Source organism: Ignavibacteriota bacterium (assembly GCA_016218045.1).
Classification (GTDB): Bacteria; Bacteroidota; Ignavibacteria; order SZUA-365; family SZUA-365; genus JACRFB01.
On sequence record JACRFB010000031.1, the window covers coordinates 1 to 20,624 of the forward strand.

The 20,624-nt window shown below is 63.3% G+C and carries 19 protein-coding genes; 11 read left to right on the forward strand and 8 right to left on the reverse strand.

The features are described 5' to 3' along the window. The first annotated feature begins 293 nt into the window (after positions 1-293). Together HY962_08340 and sucD are read left to right on the forward strand one after the other, a co-directional pair. On the forward strand, positions 294-467 hold the full coding sequence (locus HY962_08340; GenBank protein ID MBI5646929.1) for a hypothetical protein: 174 nt from the start codon (positions 294-296) through the stop codon (positions 465-467). Positions 468-868: 401 nt separating this feature from the next. Continuing rightward, the gene (sucD, locus tag HY962_08345; GenBank protein ID MBI5646930.1) at positions 869-1,978 is read left to right on the forward strand and encodes a succinate--CoA ligase subunit alpha; all 1,110 of its coding nucleotides are present in this window, start codon (positions 869-871) and stop codon (positions 1,976-1,978) included. Between the two features lie 283 nt (positions 1,979-2,261). Here the strand turns inward: sucD and HY962_08350 are convergent, their stop codons facing one another. Then, complete coding sequence (locus HY962_08350; protein ID MBI5646931.1) at positions 2,262-3,632, reverse strand: sigma-54-dependent Fis family transcriptional regulator; 1,371 nt, start codon at positions 3,630-3,632, stop codon at positions 2,262-2,264. An 8-nt stretch (positions 3,633-3,640) separates the two neighbouring features. Further along, positions 3,641-4,714 carry a GHKL domain-containing protein gene (locus HY962_08355; protein ID MBI5646932.1) on the reverse strand — a complete coding sequence of 358 codons (1,074 nt, stop codon included), beginning with the start codon at positions 4,712-4,714 and terminating at the stop codon, positions 3,641-3,643. Between the two features lie 190 nt (positions 4,715-4,904). On the opposite strand from HY962_08355, the gene HY962_08360 reads away from it, so the two are divergent. Together HY962_08360 and HY962_08365 are read left to right on the forward strand one after the other, a co-directional pair. After that, positions 4,905-6,449: an acyl-CoA carboxylase subunit beta gene (locus HY962_08360; protein MBI5646933.1), complete on the forward strand. Its 1,545-nt coding sequence runs from the start codon at positions 4,905-4,907 to the stop codon at positions 6,447-6,449. A gap of 3 nt (positions 6,450-6,452) precedes the next feature. Beyond that, the gene (locus HY962_08365; GenBank protein MBI5646934.1) at positions 6,453-6,770 is read left to right on the forward strand and encodes an acetyl-CoA carboxylase biotin carboxyl carrier protein subunit; all 318 of its coding nucleotides are present in this window, start codon (positions 6,453-6,455) and stop codon (positions 6,768-6,770) included. A gap of 106 nt (positions 6,771-6,876) precedes the next feature. Here the strand turns inward: HY962_08365 and pyk are convergent, their stop codons facing one another. The 3 genes from pyk to HY962_08380 form a co-directional block, all read right to left on the reverse strand. Continuing rightward, entirely contained in the window at positions 6,877-8,298 is a 1,422-nt protein-coding gene (gene pyk / locus HY962_08370; GenBank protein ID MBI5646935.1) for a pyruvate kinase, read from the reverse strand. 84 nt (positions 8,299-8,382) lie between these two features. After that, positions 8,383-9,126 carry an NAD-dependent deacylase gene (locus tag HY962_08375; protein MBI5646936.1) on the reverse strand — a complete coding sequence of 248 codons (744 nt, stop codon included), beginning with the start codon at positions 9,124-9,126 and terminating at the stop codon, positions 8,383-8,385. A 15-nt stretch (positions 9,127-9,141) separates the two neighbouring features. Beyond that, a complete protein-coding gene (locus HY962_08380) occupies positions 9,142-11,553 on the reverse strand; it encodes a penicillin acylase family protein (protein ID MBI5646937.1) in 2,412 nt (803 codons plus the stop codon). Positions 11,554-11,690: 137 nt separating this feature from the next. On the opposite strand from HY962_08380, the gene HY962_08385 reads away from it, so the two are divergent. From HY962_08385 to HY962_08410, 6 genes are all read left to right on the forward strand, one after another. Continuing rightward, positions 11,691-13,208 (forward strand): OmpA family protein, encoded by a 1,518-nt coding sequence (locus tag HY962_08385; protein ID MBI5646938.1) that lies wholly within the window; start codon positions 11,691-11,693, stop codon positions 13,206-13,208. A gap of 87 nt (positions 13,209-13,295) precedes the next feature. Continuing rightward, positions 13,296-13,586, forward strand: a complete 291-nt coding sequence (locus HY962_08390; GenBank protein MBI5646939.1) for a hypothetical protein — start codon at positions 13,296-13,298, stop codon at positions 13,584-13,586. Then, on the forward strand, positions 13,583-14,380 hold the full coding sequence (locus HY962_08395) for a hypothetical protein (GenBank protein ID MBI5646940.1): 798 nt from the start codon (positions 13,583-13,585) through the stop codon (positions 14,378-14,380). The genes HY962_08390 and HY962_08395 overlap by 4 nt, the downstream gene beginning before the upstream one ends. Before the next feature lie 19 nt (positions 14,381-14,399). Further along, complete coding sequence (locus tag HY962_08400) at positions 14,400-15,038, forward strand: lysophospholipid acyltransferase family protein (protein MBI5646941.1); 639 nt, start codon at positions 14,400-14,402, stop codon at positions 15,036-15,038. 12 nt (positions 15,039-15,050) lie between these two features. Further along, positions 15,051-16,067, forward strand: coding sequence for a tetraacyldisaccharide 4'-kinase (lpxK, locus tag HY962_08405; protein ID MBI5646942.1), 1,017 nt, complete (start codon positions 15,051-15,053; stop codon positions 16,065-16,067). Further along, on the forward strand, positions 16,064-16,681 hold the full coding sequence (locus HY962_08410; protein MBI5646943.1) for a carboxypeptidase regulatory-like domain-containing protein: 618 nt from the start codon (positions 16,064-16,066) through the stop codon (positions 16,679-16,681). The genes lpxK and HY962_08410 overlap by 4 nt, the downstream gene beginning before the upstream one ends. 22 nt (positions 16,682-16,703) lie before the next feature. Here the strand turns inward: HY962_08410 and HY962_08415 are convergent, their stop codons facing one another. Then, entirely contained in the window at positions 16,704-17,033 is a 330-nt protein-coding gene (locus HY962_08415) for a hypothetical protein (GenBank protein MBI5646944.1), read from the reverse strand. A gap of 223 nt (positions 17,034-17,256) precedes the next feature. On the opposite strand from HY962_08415, the gene HY962_08420 reads away from it, so the two are divergent. Further along, positions 17,257-18,177, forward strand: coding sequence for a hypothetical protein (locus tag HY962_08420; protein ID MBI5646945.1), 921 nt, complete (start codon positions 17,257-17,259; stop codon positions 18,175-18,177). 69 nt (positions 18,178-18,246) lie between these two features. On the opposite strand, the gene HY962_08425 is transcribed toward HY962_08420, so the two are convergent. Together HY962_08425 and HY962_08430 are read right to left on the reverse strand one after the other, a co-directional pair. Continuing rightward, positions 18,247-19,488: a DUF1015 domain-containing protein gene (locus HY962_08425; protein MBI5646946.1), complete on the reverse strand. Its 1,242-nt coding sequence runs from the start codon at positions 19,486-19,488 to the stop codon at positions 18,247-18,249. Positions 19,489-19,652: 164 nt separating this feature from the next. Continuing rightward, positions 19,653-20,561 (reverse strand): D-2-hydroxyacid dehydrogenase, encoded by a 909-nt coding sequence (locus HY962_08430; protein MBI5646947.1) that lies wholly within the window; start codon positions 20,559-20,561, stop codon positions 19,653-19,655. Positions 20,562-20,624: the final 63 nt, after the last annotated feature.

Consider the following 20,624-nt stretch of genomic DNA (forward strand, 5'->3'; position numbering starts at 1 on the left):
CAATAGCCGAGTCACAAAGATCTTTCGAATCCGTAGAGATAAGAATATACACGAGAGTATCACTGAGCTGTAGAATGTCGACTATTCCGTCCGCACCCTCGCCACCGGTCAAGAGAGTGGAGAAGGCTTTCGCTCCGGTTGAAGCTGCAGACGTTGTGGCTGCTTCGTTCTTGGAGTACTTCTTGTTGGATGAGGACGTGCGCGGACGTACCGCAGCCCCGTCCGCTGCTGTTATGCTGCGCCGGTACTGTGTGATACGCGCGTGATCCGCGACAGAGGATCGTGAGGAGTCCATGACGGCAGCCGTGACCGTCTCGATGGACCCGGAATTCTGCGCTACTGCAGCGGCGGAGAAGAGAACCATGGCGGACACGAGCATCGTCCCCACAAAGAGAAACGAACTGCTCGCGAGCCGTGTGGAGAAGACAGCGTTACTCCTGCCCACTCGTGAGGCAACGATTCTGTGATCTCTCTGGCCGTGACTGCGCACTCTGCGTCTCTCCCGATACGTGCTGCGGATGATGGACACCGTAACCTCGTTCAGCGTCGAAAGCACAAAGGTAGCGCGTGCGAGGATTAATTTCACGCGCGGGGTGTTGGTGTCGTCCGGCGGGCTCACGGCCGGGGCGGTGTCACGGCGCTCATTGTCTAATCGTCTAATCGTCTAATCGTCTAATCGTCTGATCGTATATTCGTCTGATCGCGGCGCTGTGCGCGTAGGGCGAACTGCCGTTCGCCCCTACAGATGTCCCGCTCTCCCGCTGTCCCGCTGTCCCGCTGTCCGTCCATTTTGTCCCGCCGCTGATTCTCTGTACATTTGCGACGATTTGTCTTTTTTCACAGCGTAACAGCACATCCGGAGTGGAACATGAGCATTCTCGTGAACAAAAAGAGCCGCATCGTGGTGCAGGGTATTACCGGCGGCGAGGGTACCTTCCACGCGCAGCAGATGATGGAATACGGCACACGTGTCGTTGCAGGCGTGACGCCGGGCAAGGGCGGTACCGAGCATATCGGCGTGCCCGTGTTCAACACAGTGCGCGAAGCCGTGCTGGCGACGAAGGCCGATGTGTCGCTGATCTTTGTGCCGCCCGCATTTGCGGGTGACGCGATTCTCGAGGCGGCCGATGCGGGTGTGGCGCTGATCGTCTGTATCACCGAAGGGATTCCGACACGCGACATGATACGCGCGTTCGACTATGTGAAGAGCAAGGGCGTGCGGCTTGTCGGTCCCAACTGCCCCGGTGTCATCTCGCCGGGCGAAGCGAAAGTCGGCATCATGCCGGGCTTCATTCACAAGAAGGGCCATGTCGGCGTGATCTCGCGCAGCGGAACACTGACCTACGAAGCGGTCAAACAGCTCACCGATCTCGGCATCGGACAGTCGACGTGCATCGGCATCGGCGGTGATCCCATCATCGGCACGCAGTTCATCGACGCGCTCGCGCTGTTCGACGCCGATCCCGACACCGACGCCGTCGTGATGATCGGCGAGATCGGCGGCACGGCCGAGGAAGAGGGCGCCGCCTATGTGAAGAAATACATGACCAAACCCGTCATCGGTTTCATCGCCGGACGCACAGCGCCTCCGGGACGCCGTATGGGCCACGCAGGCGCCATCATCGCCGGCGGCAAGGGCACTGCAAACGAGAAGATGGCCGCGATGAAAAAAGCCGGCATCCACGTCGTCGAGAATCCGGCACTCATCGGTATCACCGTCGCCAAGGCGCTGCAGCTCGAACAGCAGGGCCAGGGCCGCGGTGAAACATCCGCACCCAAGAAGGTCACAAAACCCGTCGCGAAAAAAGCAGCGAAGCCCGTCGCAAAGAAAGCAGCGAAGCCCGCCGCGAAGAAAGCAGCAAAGCCCGCCGCAAAGAAAGCAGCGAAGCCCATCGCAAAGAAAGCAGCGAAACCCGCCGCGAAGAAAGCAGCGAAGCCCGCCGCGAAGAAAGCAGCGAAGCCCGCCGCGAAGCGCTGACGCGACACATCGCGTTGTATGACGACGGCCCCGTCATTTCGGATGGGGCCGTCTTTTTATTGGGGACGGGGGACGGGGGACGGGGGAGTAGGGAGTGGGGAGTAGGGAGTGGAAAATTTGTCTGTTCTGACTCATCACACGACCGTGAGGAAACAGGAGGAATGGATCAGGAGACACGAATGGAATCAGCTCCTGTCTCCTGTATACTGTCTCCTCACACGCTCCTAGTAAATCAAACTACCCATCTACCGATCTACCATCTACCGATCTACCATCTACGCCACTACACTCTCCCTTTCAATTCTTCGGGGGTGATTCCGAGTTCGTCAATTTTTCTGTAGAGCGACGACAGCCCGATATTCAACACTTTGGCCGCCGCTTCCTTGTTGAACTGCGCCTTCTGCATGATTTCGAGAATGTGTTTTTTCTCGTAATGCCGTATGGCCTCGCGGAGATCATCGGGCAGCGGGACGGCGTCGCCGCTCGCGCGGAGGGCAAGAGGCAATTCACTCGACGTGACGGTGTCGCCATCACAAAAGATCACGGCGCGCTCGATCACGTTCTCGAGTTCACGCACGCCGCCGCGCCAGGGATGCGCCATCAAGGCGCGCATCGCGGCATTGTCGACGCCGCGGACGCTCTTGCCCATCGCCCCACCGTACTTGGCGAGAAAATGTTCCACGAGCAGCGGGATGTCCTCGCGGCGGTCGGACAGGGGCGGCAGATGTATTTCGACAACATTCAGGCGGTAGTAAAGATCTTCGCGGAAACGCCCCTCCTGCACGCGTGCAAACAGATCCTGGTTCGTCGCGCTGAGTATGCGCACATCCACACGCACGGCGATTGTTCCTCCTACCGGAAGCACCTCGCGTTCATCGAGGGCGCGCAGCAGTTTCACCTGCAGATGCAACGGAATCTCGCCCACCTCGTCGAGGAACAGTGTGCCGCCGTCCGCAAGCTGGAACACGCCGAGCTTGTCCTGAAACGCGTCGGTGAAGGCGCCGCGCTTGTGCCCGAACAATTCCGACTCGATGAGCGATTCGCTGATCGCGCCGCAGTTGATGGGCAGAAAGACGCCGTCGCGCCGCTCGCTGTTGTAGTGGATCGCGCGCGCGACGAGTTCCTTGCCCGTGCCGCTCTTGCCGGTGATGAGCACATTGCTGCGTGTCGCCGCCACCTTCCCGATCAGCGAAAACACCTGCTGCATGCGCGGCGACTTGCCGATGATCGCATCGAAGGCGGCATCGTCACGCAGGCGGCTGCGCAGCACTTCGTTCGCGCGCAGGGCTTCACGGTGCCGGAAGAGATGGCGGAGTCGGTTGAGCAACTCCTCGATCTCGATGGGCTTGATGATGTAATCGTAGGCGCCGCTGCGCAGGGCCTGCACCGCGGTGTCGACCGAGGCGTACGCGGTCATGATCATGACCGTGGTCTGCGGAAACCAGTCGCGCACGCGGCGGAGCAGTTCGAGTCCGTCGATGCCGGGCATACGGATGTCGCTGAGAACCACGTCGTAGTCGGTCGTGGAGAGCTGCGCCAGCGCCTCCTCGCCCGAATCAACCGCGGCCACGGTGTAGCCCGCGTCCGTGAGCAGCATCGCGATGGCGTCGCGGATGTCCTGTTCGTCTTCGACTATGAGTATGCGTTTTGCCATGGGTGGGATCAGTGTGTGTCTTTCCGGTACGGGAGCACGATGGTGAAGGTGCTGCCGACTCCGGGTTCGCTCGTCACATCGATGCTGCCGTCGTATCGTTTGACGATGCCGTAGCTGACCGAGAGTCCGAGCCCCGTGCCTTTGCCCATGGGTTTGGTGGTGAAGAACGGATCGAAAATGCGCGGGAGGATGTCCGCCGGAATGCCGTGACCCGAATCCGCGATGCTGATACGCGCGTTGTGCGCGTCGGCAGATGTGCGCACGGTGATGCGGCCCTGGCCGTTCATCGCGTCGATCGCATTGATGAGCAGGTTGAGAAACACCTGCAGAATCTGGTCGGGCACGAGATGGATCACCGGCAGGGCGGGATCGCAGACGCAGTCGTACGTGATGCTGCGGCTGCGGTGATCGTACTGCACGAGCCGGATGGCTGTGGCGAGAATGTCGTTCACCTGCACAGGCGCCGGCATCGAGGGGGCGGGGCGGGAGAAGTCCACCAGCTCGCGCACGATGCGCGCGATGCGGTCGATGCTCTTCTTCACATGCTGCAACTGCTCGGTCGTGAACGGATCCTCCGTGCGCCGTTCCAGCACCTGCACGATGGCCGATATCGAAGTCAGCGGATTCCCGATTTCGTGCGCGACCCCCGCCGCAAGCTGGCCGATGACGGCGAGGCGTTCGGCATGGACGGCTTCCTTCTTCGACGTGTCGTTCAGCACGGCACCGATCCAGCGCCGCGTGCCCGCTTCCAGACTCATGGCCTCGAGCGAGTTTTCCAGCTCCGCCAGAATCTCGCCTCTCTCCTCGTAACGCTCGTGTATCAGAATCGACGCGGAGACCGCCTGCAATTGGCAGAAGGCGGCGCCGCTGCAGAATATGGGCGCGATGTTGAACCAGTGCTGGAGCTCATCACCAAGCGGCGGCGCGTACGGCGGATCGAAGGGCAGATGCGCCAGGATCGCCTCGTAGGGCGGATCCGGAAAGTGCGATTCCGGCCGCTTCCGCTGCACCGAATTCCAGAGTTCTGTCCACTTCTCGAGAATCTCCGGCCGGTGCCTTTCGATGAAGGATGTGACTGTCAAACGCTCCATCTCTCAAGCTAGAGAGCAGTCGGGGCAAATCCAAACAATTGCACCCGGGACAATCGTCCGGCGGGAAAACTGCATCGCACATACGAACATATGCTATTCGTGAAATATTTCGTATATTGTTCTGCTCGAGACTGGCAGGTCTCGCCCACCTTTACCATCCCGCACATCGGAGGCATCTTCCATGTCCTTTTCACAGAGAATGAAGGATTTCTTCTCGCGCCGGAGCAACGTGCAGCTCGGCGGCGGCGAGAAAGCAATACAGAAGCAGGTCGCAATGGGGAAACTGACCGCGCGCGACCGCATCACCGCGCTGCTTGATCCCTACTCCTTCCACGAGTACGATCTGTTTGTCGAGCACAAGTGCCAGGACTTCGATATGGACAAGAAGCAACTGGCGGCCGACGGGGTCATCACCGGAACGGGCAAGATCTCCGGGCATCCCGTCTGCATCTTCGCGCAGGACTTCACCGTCGCGGGCGGGTCGCTCGGGCTCATGCACGCGAAGAAGATCACCAAGATCATGGATCACGCCATGAAGCTCGGCATTCCGCTCATCGGCATCAACGATTCGGGCGGCGCGCGCATACAGGAGGGCGTCAACTCGCTCGCGGGCTACGGCGAAATCTTCTACCGCAACACGCTCGCCTCGGGCGTGATCCCGCAGATCTCCGTCATACTCGGTCCCTGCGCCGGCGGGGCCGTGTATTCACCCGCGCTGACGGACTTCGTCTTTGTCGTGGACAAGATCTCGAAGATGTTCATCACCGGACCCGAGGTGATCAAGACCGTGCTCGGCGAGGAGATCTCGATGGAGGATCTCGGCGGTGCGCGCGTCCACACCTCGATATCGGGCAACGCGCATTTCTTCGCTGAGAGCGAACTCGAATGTTTCGAGCAGATCAAAAAACTCGTCACTTTCATCCCCTGGAACAACCGCAAGAAGGCCGATCCCTTCCCGGTGAAACCGCCCAAGCCGCAGTTCGACATCGACCGCATGATTCCCTCGGAACCGACGCAGCCGTACGACATTCGCGATGTGATTCGCGGCCTCTGCGACGATTCCGACTTCTTTGAAATTCAGGCGGGCTGGGCCGCAAACATCGTGATCGGATTTGCGCGCCTCGGCGGGCAGACCGTTGGCGTGATCGGCAATCAACCGCTGGTTCTCGCGGGTGTGCTCGATGTGGACTCGTCCGACAAGGCCGCGCGTTTCATCCGCTTCTGTGACGCCTTCAACATCCCGCTCATCACCCTCGTCGACCTCCCCGGCTATCTGCCCGGCGTCGATCAGGAACATGCGGGCGTCATACGTCACGGCGCCAAGGTGCTGTACGCGTACAGCGAGGCGTCGGTGCCCAAGGTCACCGTGATCCTGCGCAAGGCCTACGGCGGCGGCTACATCGCCATGTGTTCACGTCATCTCGGCGCGGACTTCGTCTTCGCGTGGCCCACCGCCGAGATCGCGGTGATGGGACCCGAGGGAGCAGCGAACATCATCTTCCGCGCGGAGATCGCCGCCGCGGAAAATCCCGACGCGATGCGCAAACAGAAGGTGGCCGAGTACACCGAGAAGTTCGCGAATCCCTTTATCGCCGCCGCGAACGGGCACGTCGACGCGGTCATCGCGCCGAAGGAAACACGCGAGTACGTGATTCACGCCATCGAAATTTCGGAACACAAGTCCGAACCCCGTCCACGCAAGAAACACGGTATCCCTCCGTTCTAGGCCATGGAAGACAATCAGAATTTCAAGACCTTCACGGTCGACGACACGCCCTACAAAACGTTGTACACGGCGAAGTTCGAAAAGCGGAAGCCGTACACACCTCCCGATCCGAAGCTGGTGCTCGCCTACATCCCGGGTATCATCTTCGAACTCCACGTGGCGGAAGGACAGCGTGTCACGCGCGGACAGAGTCTGCTGATACTCGAGGCCATGAAAATGAAGAACGACGTGGTGTCGCCCTGTGACGGCACCATCAAACGCATCTTCATTCATCAAGGCCAGATGGTGGGCAAGAATCAGCGGCTGATAGAATTCGAGTAGTGGTTGCGACCGAGTCTGGGGCGTAAAGGCGTAAAGAGGTAAAGGGGTAAAGATGTGAGAAAAAACTCTCCGTCTCACGCGTTTACCTCTTCACCCCTTTACCTCTTTACGCCGTAACGACCTGAATCAAATTCGTCCCCGCGCGCGCGCCCAGCGGCGTGCCGGCGGTGACAACAAGCACATCGCCGGGCTTGACGAGGCCGGACTCGCGCGCGGAGCGCACAACCTCGCGCACCGGATCGGCAGTGCCGGGCAGGGGCGCAATGAGAAAGGCCTCAACACCCCAGGTGAGCGCAAGCTGCCGCAGGGTGTTCTCGTCGTCGGTGAAGGCGAAGATGGGTGTCGCGGGGCGATGCCGCGCGATGAGCCGGGCGGTGCTGCCCGACGACGTCAGTGTGATGATTGCGGCCGCGCGCACCTGCGCGGCCAGTGCACAGCATGCATGGCCGATCGCGTCGGCGGTGTTCATCACGGTGTCGGAGGGTGTTTCGTGCAGCGGCTGCGCGGCGGGGAAGTGCTCCTCCGTGGTGCGGATGATGGCCGCCATGGTGCGCACGGCGTCGAGCGGATAGCGGCCCACGCTGGTTTCACCGCTCAGCATCACGCAGTCGGTGCCGTCGATGACGGCGTTGGCGACATCACTGGCCTCGGCGCGAGTGGGGCGCGGATTCGTGATCATCGACTCGAGCATCTGCGTGGCGGTGATCACGGGGCGGCCGTAATAATTGCAGCGTGCGATGATGCGCTTCTGCAGGACGGGCACCTGTTCGGCGGGCATCTCGAGTCCGAGATCACCGCGCGCAACCATGACGGCGTCGGATTCCCGCACGATATCCTCGATGTCCTCCACTCCCTCCCAGCGTTCGATCTTGGCGACGATCGGCACCACGCGGCCCTGCTCGCGCATCATGGTGCGCAATGCGAGCACGTCCTGTTCCGACGCCACGAAGGAGAGCGCGATCGCATCGACACCGCGGGTGAGTCCGAACACGGCGTCCTGCACGTCCTTCTCGCTGATCGCGGGCGCCGAGATGCGCGCTCCCGGCACGATGATTCCCTTGGAATCTTTCAGCGTGCCGCCCTTGACCACACGCGTGAGCACGTCGGGACCGCGGACCTCCTCCACGCGCAGGATGAGATAGCCGTCGTCGAGCAGCATCGTGTCGCCCGCGCGCACATCCTCGGCAAGCCCCGCGTACGTGCAGCCCACGCGGGTCGAATCGCCCTCGGGCAGGTCTTCGACGGTGATGACAAAGCGCGCGCCGTCGTCGAGTGTTGCCGCGCCGCCGCGCAGACGGCGCGTGCGGATTTTCGGACCCTGAAGATCGAGCAATATCGCGACGGGTTTTGACGCGAGCCGCGAGGCCTCGCGTACATCGTCGATGGCCTGCCCGTGCTGTTCGTGCGTGCCGTGCGAGAAGTTGAGGCGGGCAACGTCCATGCCGGCCCGGATCAGGTCCGTGAGTCGTTCGAGACCCGCCGTGGCGGGTCCGAGCGTGCATACGATCTTTGTCTTGCGTGTCGGCATGTTGGTCGTCCCTGCGGTTCGGAGTTCAGAGAAGTATGAGAAGGGAAACGTGCCGGCCTGTCCGGCCGGTACCACGACGCGGATTCAGGCGGTGAGCCGCAGGCGCCGGACGTCCTCGAGCAGCGCGGGGAGCACAACACCCGACGGCCCCTCGATGCACTCGTGCATCTGCCGCGCGATGGCCGAGGGCCGCGGATTGATCTCGACCGTGTACGCGCCGCCGTTGCGCGCCACTGTCGGGAGCTGTGCCGCGGGATACACCTCGCCGGAGGTGCCGATGGATAAAAACACCTGGCAGCGCGCGGCCGCGTCCCAGGCCTCGCGCACTTCCTGCTGCGGAAGCTGCTCGCCGAACCACACCACCGAGGGGCGCACGAGTCCGCCGCAGGCGGTGCAGCGCGGCGGATGCGCGTGGTCGTCGGCTTCGCCGCCGTACGGGGTCCGGCACGACTGGCAGTGGTTGTGCAGGATGCTGCCGTGCAGCTCCAGCAACCTCCTGCTGCCCGCGCGGCGGTGCAGGCCGTCGACATTCTGCGTGATGAGGGTAAAATCCGAGTACAGGGTCTCAAACTCCGCTAATGCCGCGTGTCCGGGATTCGGCGCGACGTCGGCGATGATGCCGCGGCGGAATTCGTACCAGGACCACACGAGATCGGGATTGCGCAGGAAGGCGTCGGCGTTGGCGAGTTCCTCTGGCCGGAACTGCGACCAGAGCCCGCCCGGATCCCTGAACGTGGGCACGCCGCTTTCGGCCGACACGCCCGCGCCGGTGAGCACGGCGACCGACGTGGCGCGTGAGAGCAGCTCGATGAGACGGGTGGAAAACATGCGTGTGGACGACGGTCAGCGTGAGGGGGAAAGGGTGAGCCGATGCCAGGACGACACACGAATGGCCGCGAGGTTTGTGACGAGGCGGTGATATGCGCCGTTTTGCCAGAGGATGGCCTGGTCCGCATAATGCGGACTGAGCGGTTCGCCCGACTGTCCCGTGGGAAGCACGATGTAACACGTGTCGATGGAGGCCGCGTCGACGATAAGACGCACCGCCGCACCGACCGCGGCATCGTAGGGACGCGCGATGGCGAACTCGCCATTGTTGATGGTGCTCGTATTGCCGGCGACCGGGAAGGGCCCGACATTCAGCAGGCGCCCGAGGGAGCGCAGCTCGCCGAGAGGATGCCGGAATGTGACGGTGTGCAGCGCGCCCCACGACCATTGGTCCATCGATGGACCGAGCCGCCGCGAGAGGTCGAGCAATGCGAGCATCACACTTTTGCGCAGTATGTCGTCGCGGGTCTCGATGCCGGCGGTGCGGACGTCGTCGAACCAGGTCGCGGTGGTGTCGGAAAGGAGACGCGGCAGGACGCGGACGGGCACGTTCGACACCGTCGTGTACAGGCGGTATGTTGCCTCGCCCATCTCGTCTTCGAACGTGGCCTTTGCGAGCTGCACAAAACTCGCGTTGAGCAGCGCGGCGCCCAGCGACGTTTCCGTCATGCGTCCGTCCCACTGCGCGAGCAGATTCATGGCGCGTGTCAGTTCGATGGGCCGCGACGGCATGCGCGCAAGGGCAAGCACAAACGCATCACGGAGGGCGGGAGCGCTTTCCGATCCGACATCCATCTGCATGAGACGGAAGTCGCGCGCGGCATAGGCCTTGCGCTGCGCCAGCAGGCGTGTGATACGTTGCGCCCGCGCGTCGCTCTCCCACAACGCGGTCACGTAGTACGGCAGCGCGGGATTGATCGGATTGTTTGCGTTGGCGAAGGCGTCGCCTTCGATCATCGCGGCGCGCGGCAGTTCCTCGTACGGCACAAAGCCGCGCCAGTCGCCGACGCCGTCCCAGCCGTCCGACGGCAGCACGGCTCCCGCGGCGGGACGCAGGGGAATACGGGCGGCGAGCGTGTAGCCGAGCGCACCGTGCCTGTCGGCAAAGGTGAAGTTCTGTCCGGGCACACCGAAGTCGCGCAGGGCGGCGACAAATTCCGCCCAGCCGCGGGCGCGGTTCACGCGGGCCATGGCGCCCACCTCGTCGCTGCGTTCCGCCCCCGCCCAGCGCATCGCAAGCGGCACCGCGCCGATGGCCGTGGGTGCACCGGGCCGCGCGGGATGTACACCGTCGATGACTGGTCCGTGGGCGGTTTCGTACACGACATGTTCGACTGCCGCGCTGTCGCGGACGAGTATCGAATCGATGCGCACGCGCAGGCGCCGCGAGGCGCCGCGGTATTCGTAGGTGGAGTCGGCAAAGCTGATGCGCTCGCGGAAAAAGTCCACGTCATCAACCATGGCGTTGGTCACACCCCACATGATGTGGTCGTTGTGCCCCGCCACGATGCCGGGCGCTCCGGCGATGGTGATGCCCGCGACATTGATTCCCGGGCAGGACATGTGCATCACATACCAGCGCGCGGGCTGTGCATGCGGCAGATGTGTGTCGTTGGCGAGTATCGGGAGTCCGGTGGCGGATTTTGCGCCTGTGACCGCCCAGCAGTTGCTGCCTATGGCGGAACCCGACATGCCCAGCATCGAGCGTGTGTCGAGCACGCCGCGCAGGAAGGCCTGTCCCGCCGGAGGCGGCGGTGTGCGCGCGGGCAGAATGGCGCGGGCAAACGCGTCGTCGAGCGGCAGCACCTCGCGGGCTTTCGCCTCGCCGAGCCGGGAGGCGAGGTCGCCGAAGGTCAGATCCGTCCACCACGACAGGGCCAGCTCCCAAGCCACAAGACGGGACACGGCGAGGCAGTCCGCTATCGACCATGCCTCCGGTTCGTATTGCAGGATGTCGAATTCGACAGGGTAACGGCCCGCGCGCGCCTTGATGGCCGCGTTCACGCCGTCGCAATACGCCGCGAGGATGGAGCGTGTCTCCGGGGCGAGGTGCCGGGCGAGTGTGTCGGCGATGCGCCCGATGCCGACGGTGCGCATCAGCTTGTCCGACTCCACGGCACGCGCCCCGAAAATTTCGGCGAGGCGGCCGCGCGCGTAGCGGCGGTAGAGATCCATCTGCCACAGGCGGTCCTGCGCATGCACGTAGCCCGCCGCGCGGTACATGTCGGCCTCGCTGGACGCGAGAATGTGCGGCACCCCGACTTCATCGCGGAACACTTCCACCTGCGACGCGAGTCCGCCCAGTTCGGCGTTTCCATCCTCGTCGGGCAGCGACCGCACGAGGATGTGATAGACGGCAAAAATTCCCGCCGGCAGCAGCGCCGCGGCGAGAAAGAGCGGACCCAATATTCGTGCGCGGGAACTCATGCGGAACGTGGCGTGATCATCGTTTCAATCTAGTATTCCCGTCAGGCAAAACAAACGCCGCGCCGGGTTTCCGCACTTGCATGAGGAGTGGAAAACGCTATATTTGACACTTGTTCAGCTCACCACACAGTACTTCCGTGAATCTGCTCCGGCGATTGCTTCCGCTTCTGGTGCTCGGTACATGCACCGCACTCGCGCAGCGTTGGGACTACAGCGAACGCGAGAACCTCGGGGCGATGATCAATACATCGTTTGATGAAGTGTATCCGATCATCTCGCCGGACGGGAGCATCCTGTACTTTGTCCGCAAGGATTATCCGCAGAATGTCGACGGTCCGAAGGCCGACATCTGGATCAGCGAGCGTCTCCCCGATTCGACCTGGGGCATAGCGCGGAACATCGGCGCCCCGCTCAACACGGGCGGCTTCAACTACGTCTGCCACGCATTCCCCGACAACAACACCCTGCTTCTCGGCAATCACTATCTGCCGGACGGCAGGCAGGAACCGGGCATCTCGCTCGCGACACGCGCGCGCAGCGGGTGGAGTCCGCCGCGGAATCACACGATACGGGGCTATGTCAACACGTCGAAGTATGCCGAGTTCACCATGTCGCCGGATCAGAGCGTGCTGCTCCTGTCCATCGAAAACAGGAACACCCTGGGCGGACGCGATCTGTTTGTCTCCTTCCGGGAAGACGATACAACATGGTCCGAACCCTTCAATGCCGGGGCGCCGTTGAATTCGGCGACCGACGACATCACGCCGTTTCTGGCCGCCGACGGGAAGACGCTGTACTTTTCGAGCGGCCGATCGGGCGGCTTCGGCAGCAACGACGTGTATTTTTCGCGCCGGCTCGACGACACATGGCTCTCGTGGGGAGATCCCCAGAACATGGGCTACCCGATCAACACACCCGGCTGGGATGCCTACTATTCCGTGCCCGCCAACGGCGAATTCGCATATTTTGTATCCACCATGTCCGGCAGTGGCCTCAGCGACATTTTTCGTGTGCGATTGCCGAAGCACGAGAAGCCGACTCCGGTGCTGATGCTCACGGGCATCGTAAAGGACTTCGACCACAAGCCGCTGCCCGCGAAGATCTATTATCAGACGATGTCGGACTCGTCGCGGCGGGGCACCGCCGTTGCGCATCCCGCGACAGGAGCCTTCACGATCGCGTTGCCGGCAGGCGAGCAGTGGCAGTTCCGCGCCGAACTCGAGGGGTATTACCCGATCAGCGAATACATCGATCTGCGTGAATTGGAGGAATACAGCACCGAGACGCGCGATCTCGTTCTCGCCCCGATAACACGCGGCAGCACGATTCTGCTCAACAACCTGTTTTTCGACTTCGACATGGCGACGCTGCGTCCCGAATCCGTGTCGGAACTGCAGCGCCTCACGCGCCTCCTTCGCTCGCAGCCCGAGATGCGCATACAGATCAACGGGCACACTGACAGCGTCGGCACCATCCAATACAACGAGTCGCTGTCGCAGGCGCGTGCGCAGGCCGTGGTGGATTATCTGATCTCGCAGGGCATTCCCGCGGCGCGTATGCAGGCGCGCGGTTACGGCAAGGCCGTCCCTGTCACGAGCAATGCGACAGAGGCGGGCAGGCAGCGCAACCGCAGGGTCGAATTCACCATACTCTAGCGCGGCGCGCGGCGTTTCTATGCGGAATTCTCGCGAAAGCTCTATAGCTTGCACGCGGTGCCGCCCTGCAACCACGCGCCACACGCCATGAAATCCTCCGACGATATTCACGTCTATTCCATCGACAACGTCCTTCGCCAGATCGAGGGCAACGAGAGCCAGCTCGGTTTTTACGAGGTGCGCTTCTACGTGTCGGGCTCGCGTCCGAGCCGTGTTCCGACGGAGCAGATCGACACGTTTTACTACTATCCCTCGGGCGGCACACTGCGCGACCTCGAACTGAACATCGTGTTTTACGAACCGCGCCTCGACCGCTATCACGCCATAGCGCGGCAGTCGAAGAAATCCGCCGACGACGATCGCGAGAGCCTGCCATGAGTCATCGTGTCGCCGCCTTCCAGTTCGCGCCCGATTTCATGGACACGACCCGCAACGTCGCGCGCATCGAAAACGCGATCGCGACTCTCGATGCGGCCATCGGTGTTTTTCCCGAGCTGTGCAGCACCGGCTACTGGTTCCGTTCGCGGGAGGAGCTGCTATCGCTCGCTGAAACAGCGGACGGATCCTTTGTCACCATGCTGCGCGACCATGCGCTGGCGCGCAAAACCATCCTGGTCGCGGGCTTCGCGGAACGAGACGGGGACGCGGTGTACAACACGGCTGTGACGGTGCTCCCCGACGGCGCACGACACGTGTACCGCAAGACACATCTCTTCGCAGGAGAGAAAACGATCTTTGCTCCGGGCGACACCGGATTCCCCGTGGTGCGGCACGAGGGCCTCAGTCTCGGTGTGATGATCTGTTACGATTGGCGTTTCCCCGAGGCGGCGCGCACCCTGGCGCTGCGCGGCGCGGACGTGATACTGCATCCCTCCGCTCTCGTGGCACTCCCGCGCCTGTGGAAGCCGGTTATGCGCACGCGCGCCTTCGAGAACCGTGTCGCCACGGTCACCGCCAACCGCACCGGCACCGAATGGCACGGCGAGGCCTCGCTCACTTTCCACGGGTCGAGCCAGATCGTCGATGTCAACGGCGACGTGCTTGCGGAGACCGGCACGGACGAGGAAGGATGGATCGCCGCCGAGATCGATCCGACACGGGCCCGCCGTAAGGCGTTTTCGGAATGGAACGACATCTTCCTCGACCGGCGTCCCGACATGTACGACCTATGAGCACAGCGCGGAAGCACATGTGATGATGCGCCTGCTGCCCCTGTTCCGCGTTCTGCTCGAAACGCTGCTGCGCTCGCTGCGCGTGACCGTGCAGGGCGGCGGTTATCTCGAGGAGCTGCGCGCGGCGCGCGCGCCCTTTGTGCTCGTATTCTGGCACGGCTCGATGCTGCTGCCCTGGTGGATGATGCGCCGCTCCGGCGCGTCGGCGCTGGTGAGTTTGAGCCGCGACGGCGAATTCCTTGCGCGCCTGCTTGCCTCGTGGGGTTTCAGGGTGCTGCGCGGCTCGAGCAGCCGCGGGGGCCGCGAGGCGATGGACGCGATGCGCGGCGAGTTGCGCGACGGGCGCGTGCTCTGTGTGACGCCCGACGGTCCGCGCGGTCCGCGTCTCGAGATGAAAATGGGCGCGGTGCGGGCGGCGCAGACCATGCGCGTGCCGCTGCTGTGTGTTGCGGTCGGGTATCACCGCAGCCGCACCCTGCGCAGTTGGGACCGCTTCGACGTGCCCTTTCCCTTCACGCGCGCGCGTGTGGAGTTTCTGCCGCAGATCACGATTGATCCCGCGCTCGAGGGCGAGGCGCTCGAGATGCGGCGGCTCGAGATCGAGAAGGCCCTGCTCGCGTTGCACAGGCGCGCAACCTGCGGCATGCAGGACGAGTGAGGATACACGCGTATGCTGTACCGGGCGGTGATTGCTGCAAGGAACATGTTGTACGACACGGGCGTGTTCCGCGTCGCGCGGCTGCCCGTGCCGGTGATTGCAGTCGGCAACATCTCGGCGGGCGGGACGGGGAAGACGCCGCTCGCGGCGGCGATTGCCGCGCATGCCCTCGCGCGCGGCTGCCGCGTCGCCTTTGTCACACGCGGATACGGGCGGCGCACACGCGGCACGGTGGTGGTGAGCGACGGCGCGGGGACCCTCGCGCACTGGCGCGACGGCGGGGATGAACCCGTGATGGTGGCGCGCGCTCTGCCGGCCCTTCCTGTAGTGGCCGACGAGCGGCGCGCGCGCGGCTGCCGTGTCGCGGTGGAGCGATTCGGCGCGGACCTGCTCGTGCTCGACGACGCCTTTCAGCACCGCGCCTGCGGGCGTGATGTCGACATCGTGGCCGTCGATGCCGCGCGTGATCCGTACAACGATCGCCTCCTGCCCTTCGGACGGCTCCGCGAACCCGTCTCGTCGCTTCGACGCGCGCACGCCGTTGTACTCACGCGCTGGCGCGACGCGCCCGCCTGGCATGCGGCCGAGGCACGGCTCCGCGCCGAACTCGCCTGTCCCGTCGAGCGCGCGCTCTACGAGGTCTCGGCGCTGCGCGAGGCGGGCGGCGGCACGAGGAAGCCGGAATCACTCGCGGGGGTCGTCGTTGCCGCATTCTGCGGCATCGGGGCTCCGGCCGCCTTTGTCCGCACGCTCGAGGACCTCGGCGCGCGCGTGGCGGACTGCATCGACCATCCCGATCATCACGAGTATTCGGACGATGATATCCGAAATATCGGCGCGCGCGCCCGCGCAGCCGGCGCGTCGGTGCTTGTGACGACGGCGAAGGATGCCGTGCGTATGGAGGATCGGGCCGCGCTGGCGGGGGGACTGCCGCTCCTCGTGCTCGAGATGTGCGCCGAGCTTCCCGCGGACGGCGCCGTGCTTGCGTGTATCGACGCCGCGATCGACGAGCACCGGAGGAAGACATGACACCGCGACACCTCATTCTGTGCTGCGCTGCCGCCGTGCTGCTAACCTCCTGCGGTGATCCGCCCGCGCCCGTCGTGACCGGGGCGGTGACGGACGCGCGCAGCGGCGACGCGCTCGCCGACGCGCGTATCCACGCGACGGGCCGTTCAACACGCAGCAGCCGCGACGGCTACTACATGCTCGAAGGAGTCGGACCGGGCGACACGCTGCTCGTGACACGGCCGGGCTACGAATCCTCCACACTAATATTACGCGCCGAACCCGGCGAAGGCCTCAAACTTCTGCGAAATGTGACACTGGCCCGCATCCCCGACACGGCCTACACGGCGACGGGTCCCGTCGATGTCGAGGCCTTTCTCGAGAATCGCGACCTGACACCCAAAAAGCTGTCGCCGAACGAGGCGCGGCTGCGTGTGATGGAAAAATTTCCCGGCTACAAAATTTCGCGCGGCCAGCTCGTGAAAGTGAGCGGGAACGAGGAGTGGCTCTTCGACATGCGCACGGGCAGGGCGTCGGTCACCGTGTATATCGACGCGCACAGCGGCGCTGTGCGCAGCCTCGAAAGCGACGATCCCAATCTCGACCGCAAACTGCAGGACGCCGTCGGCCGCTGAACGAGGCGGACGGCACCGCGTCTCAGGCGCTCGTAAAGGCGGGCTGTGACGTGGTCGCGCGGCGGCGCAGGCCGTTCGCGCAGGATTCGCAGAAATGCGCCGTGGGGGCAGCGCGGAGAATCGTCATCGGGATCGTGCTCTTACAGAAAATGCAGAGGCCGTACTCGTTGCGGTCCAACCGCTCGAGCGCCAGGCGTAATTCGTTCAGGCGCGGCTCGGATTTGAAGGCGAGCCGTGCCAGCACGGATTCCGACGTGAGTCCCTGCATCGGTTCGTGATACACGTCCTGCAAAATCTCCGCAATGCGGACGAGAATGATCTCTCGTATTTCTCCGTTGTGTGTCTGTGTCATTGTATGCGGCAACGTGGGTTCAAAACAAAGAACCGTGTGATCCGAAATTCTGGTGGTGGTGAATGTTATGAGTGAATAAACGCGACCCCGCGGACAAAGTCAATACCATTTTTGCAGTTTCTTTGGAATCGCTTCCGGAATCACCACGCACCGCCGTCATCCGCCGGGCGTTTGTGGAAGCTTCGATGCCGGGGTATATTCCACACGAAACCACAGCACACCGATGCGCACGCACTCGTACCTCTCCATAGCCGGCTCCCTGCTCCTCGCGGGGATCGTATGGCTTGCGGTCACGTTGAATAAAACATACACGACTCAGTTGCGTGTGCCCCTGGCGGTTGTCAATCTGCCGCAGGATGTCGCCATCGCCTCATCGCTGCCCGCGCATGTGGACGTGACGCTCGAAGGGCGCGGCTGGCAGCTTCTGATTCTTGCCACCGTCAGACCGCTGGTGTTCGAGATCCCCGGACCGCGCCTTGCCTCGAGCCGCCGCCTGCAGTTGAGCCGCTACCTCGAAGACGCGCTGCGTCTGCCGGAGGGTGTCACGGCGCGGCTGGTCGCGCCCGACACCATCGACATCACGATCGACCGCTATGTGCGGAAAAAAGTGCCCGTGCGCCTCGCCGCCGAGGCGCTGCTGTTCCGACAGGATTTCGGACTAGCAGGTCCGATATCCGTGCTCCCGGACTCCGTCGAACTGTTCGGGGCCGACAAGGTGCTCCGCGGCATCGACAGTTGGCCCACCGAGGCGCGGCGCTACGAGGATCTGTCGAATCCGGTTGTGGATGAACTCGCGCTTGCGGATTCGCTCCCGGGCATCGTGCGTTTCAAGAGCGAACCCGTGAAGGTGTTTATCCCCGTCGAACAACTGGCGGACGTCCTGTACGAGGGTATCGCGGTCTCGGTCACCGACGCGCCGCGCGACAGGCACATCCTGCTGGCCAATCCCTTCGTGGGCATACACGTGCGCGGCGGAGTGAACCGGCTCGCGACACTCGAGGCGCAGGACTTCACCGTGACGATTTCCTACGGCACGCTCGCGCAGGATACGACCGGCGCAGTGACGCCCGACGTGCATCTGCCCGACGGGGTCACGCTGCTGCGCGTCACGCCCCCGCGCATCCGCTACACCGTGCGCCAATAAACGGCGCGGGCCGCGGCTCCTTGATGGAAGCGCGGCCCGCGGAGTGATACCGGACGGAAGGGGAGATGCTCAGTCCAGAAAATGCACGAAGAGGCCGTCGCGCAGTTTCGGTTCGAACCACGTCGATTTCGGAGGCATGATTTTGCCCGCGTCGGCGATCGACATCAGTTCGTCGACCGAGGTCGGAAACATGCTGAAGGCACAACGCATTTCTCCCGAGTCCACGCGCCGTTCGAGTTCGCCGAGTCCGCGTATGCCTCCGACAAAATCGATACGCTTGTCGGTGCGCGGGTCGTGTATGCCGAGCAGTCCGTCGAGCACGTATTTCTGAAGCAGCGCCACGTCGAGCCGCTCGACGGGATCGTCGGTGTCGGTCAGCGCGGGGAGTGCGGTGAGAACATGCCACGCACCGTCAATGTACAAGCCGATTTCACCCTTGCGGGAGGGGCGGACCTGCGATGCGGTGGGCGTGACCGTGAACATGGCCGCCAGCTTGTCGAGGAATTCCGCGCTTGTCATGCCGTGCAGGTCCTTCACCACGCGGTTGTAGTCGAAGATGCGCAACTGGCTGCCGGGGAAATACACGGCGAGGAAGAAGTTGTACTCCTCGTCGCCCGTGTGCGCCGCATTTGCCGCCGCCCGTTCACGGCCCACGATGCCCGCGGCCGCCGAGCGGTGGTGTCCATCAGCGACATACAGGGTCGGAATATCCGCAAACAGGCGCATGATGGCGCCGGTGTCGGCCGGATCGGAGATGACCCACGACTGATGGCGTATGCCGTCGGTGGCGACGTGGTCGTTGTCGGGGTCGCCTGCGCAGACGCGCGAGACGATGGCGTCGATTGCGGGCACATCGCGGTAGGTGAGGAAGATCGGACCCGAATGCGCGTTGGTGACACGCACGTGATTGCAGCGGTCCTCCTCCTTGTCCTTCCGTGTGAATTCATGCTTCTTGATCGTGTCGATCCAGTACTCCTCGACGGACGCGCAGCCGACGAGACCGTACTGCGTGTGTCCGTTCATCGTCTGCGCATACACGTACAGCGAGGGCGCTGCATCCTCCACCAGCACACCCGTGTCGATGAGGTGGTGCAGATTCTCGCGTCCCTTTTCGTACACACGCGCGTCGTGGAGAGGAATCGCGGGATCGAGATCGACTTCGGGCTTGCCGACGTGCAGGAACGACAGAGGATGCCCCGCCACCTCGGCGCGGGCTTCATCGGAGTTCAGGACATCGTACGGCTTCGCCGCGACCTCGGCGGCGTGGTCGGGGGTCGGGCGGAATGCGCGGAAGGGGCGGATGGTGGCCATTGGAAGGGGGAAGGGGAAAGGTGAAAAGGGAACGGTGAACGTGGAAAGTAGAACGTTGAATGTGGAAAGTAGGTAGAAAGTGGAACGTGGAACGTGTTACGTGGATACGTGTAACGTGTAACGTTTCCGCCGCATCGATCCCTTCACACGAGCCACGGTCTGGATCAGCCCGCGAGGCCGGCGATGACTTTCTCGGCGATTTCGATGGAGACGCGGTCCTGCGCTTCCACGGTCTGCGCGCCGATATGGGGAGTGGCGCTGACGCGCGGATGCGCGATGAGGGCCTGCTGCGCCTCGGTGGCGGGTTCGTTCACGAACACGTCGATGCCCGCGGCGTACACCTTGCCGCTGTTGAGTGCGTCGAGCAGCGCCGCCTCGTCCACCACGCCGCCGCGGGCGCAGTTGATCAGCACCACGCCGTCCTTCATCATCGCGAATTCGGCGGCGCCGATGGTGGGTCCGGCCTGCTTGTCGAGCGGCAGATGCAGCGTGAGGAAGTCCGCGCGGCGGATCACATCCTCCTTCGAGGTGATTTCGACGTCGAAACGCATCGGCGCGTAGAGCGGATCGAAGGCGATGACCTTCATGCCGAGGCCGATGCCGCGGCGCGCCACTTCCTTGCCGATGCTGCCGAAGCCCAGCACGCCGAGTGTCTTGTTGTACAGCTCGATGCCCTTGGCATATTCCTTTTTCGGCCACTTGCCCTGGCGCATTTCACCGCTGCTCTCGTGCAGGAAACGGCTCACGGCGAACATGTGACCGACCGCGAGTTCCGCGACAGAGATCGCCGATGCGCCCGGCGTGTTCAGCACGGGAATACCCTTGCTCTTCGCGTACGCGACGTCGATGTTGTCGAGACCCACACCGCCGCGCGCGATCACCTTGAGTTTTGCGCCTGTGTCTATCACGTCCTTCGTGACCTTCGTGGCCGAACGGACGATGATCGCGTCATACTCGGGAATCGCGGCCAGGAGTTCCTCCGGCGTGAACTTGGTCTGATTCAGTTCGTGCCCTGCCTCGATGAGCAGTTTTGCGCCTTCTTTCGAAATGCCGTCGGGGATGAGGATTTTCATGACGCGCTCCTGGTGCTTGTGTGGGAATATCAGTGGGATGTGATGCGGAAACGTGCGGCCGCG

What these genes read in the sequence shown, in the direction of transcription:
- HY962_08365 (MBI5646934.1), top strand. Translation starts at nt 6,453, where the DNA reads ATGGAAGACAATCAGAATTTCAAGACCTTCACGGTCGACGACACGCCC.
- lpxK (MBI5646942.1), top strand. Translation starts at nt 15,051, where the DNA reads ATGCTGTACCGGGCGGTGATTGCTGCAAGGAACATGTTGTACGACACG.
- HY962_08430 (MBI5646947.1), bottom strand. Translation starts at nt 20,561, where the DNA reads ATGAAAATCCTCATCCCCGACGGCATTTCGAAAGAAGGCGCAAAACTG.
- HY962_08420 (MBI5646945.1), top strand. Translation starts at nt 17,257, where the DNA reads ATGCGCACGCACTCGTACCTCTCCATAGCCGGCTCCCTGCTCCTCGCG.
- HY962_08425 (MBI5646946.1), bottom strand. Translation starts at nt 19,488, where the DNA reads ATGGCCACCATCCGCCCCTTCCGCGCATTCCGCCCGACCCCCGACCAC.
- HY962_08375 (MBI5646936.1), bottom strand. Translation starts at nt 9,126, where the DNA reads ATGTTTTCCACCCGTCTCATCGAGCTGCTCTCACGCGCCACGTCGGTC.
- HY962_08415 (MBI5646944.1), bottom strand. Translation starts at nt 17,033, where the DNA reads ATGACACAGACACACAACGGAGAAATACGAGAGATCATTCTCGTCCGC.
- sucD (MBI5646930.1), top strand. Translation starts at nt 869, where the DNA reads ATGAGCATTCTCGTGAACAAAAAGAGCCGCATCGTGGTGCAGGGTATT.
- pyk (MBI5646935.1), bottom strand. Translation starts at nt 8,298, where the DNA reads ATGCCGACACGCAAGACAAAGATCGTATGCACGCTCGGACCCGCCACG.
- HY962_08340 (MBI5646929.1), top strand. Translation starts at nt 294, where the DNA reads ATGACGGCAGCCGTGACCGTCTCGATGGACCCGGAATTCTGCGCTACT.
- HY962_08380 (MBI5646937.1), bottom strand. Translation starts at nt 11,553, where the DNA reads ATGAGTTCCCGCGCACGAATATTGGGTCCGCTCTTTCTCGCCGCGGCG.
- HY962_08360 (MBI5646933.1), top strand. Translation starts at nt 4,905, where the DNA reads ATGTCCTTTTCACAGAGAATGAAGGATTTCTTCTCGCGCCGGAGCAAC.
- HY962_08410 (MBI5646943.1), top strand. Translation starts at nt 16,064, where the DNA reads ATGACACCGCGACACCTCATTCTGTGCTGCGCTGCCGCCGTGCTGCTA.
- HY962_08390 (MBI5646939.1), top strand. Translation starts at nt 13,296, where the DNA reads ATGAAATCCTCCGACGATATTCACGTCTATTCCATCGACAACGTCCTT.
- HY962_08395 (MBI5646940.1), top strand. Translation starts at nt 13,583, where the DNA reads ATGAGTCATCGTGTCGCCGCCTTCCAGTTCGCGCCCGATTTCATGGAC.
- HY962_08350 (MBI5646931.1), bottom strand. Translation starts at nt 3,632, where the DNA reads ATGGCAAAACGCATACTCATAGTCGAAGACGAACAGGACATCCGCGAC.